This window comes from Flavobacterium sp. GNP011 (assembly GCF_056428925.1).
The window spans coordinates 1-231 of sequence record NZ_JBWJVJ010000077.1; the positions used below are offsets into that span (position 1 = coordinate 1).

Annotated in this window: 1 protein-coding gene; it reads left to right on the forward strand. The window is 45.9% G+C overall.

Annotated elements, in window-relative coordinates:
• On the forward strand, positions 1-231 hold a 231-nt coding region (locus tag AC061E_RS16680; RefSeq protein ID WP_478287259.1), incomplete at both ends, for a SprB repeat-containing protein.

A 231-nucleotide genomic window follows, 5' to 3' on the forward strand; every position in this document is an offset into this window, starting at 1 on the left:
TAACCGATGCTAACGCATGTACGGCTACTAGAAACTTTACTATTACACAACCAACGACTATCAGTACGGCAACTGCGGCACAAACAAATGTGTCTTGTAACGGTGGATCTAATGGTTCTGCTTCGGTGACTCCTTCTGGTGGTGCTGGTGGATATACTTATTCTTGGTCTCCATCTGGTGGAACGGCTGCTACAGCTACTGGTTTAAGTGCAGGAACATATACTGTAACGG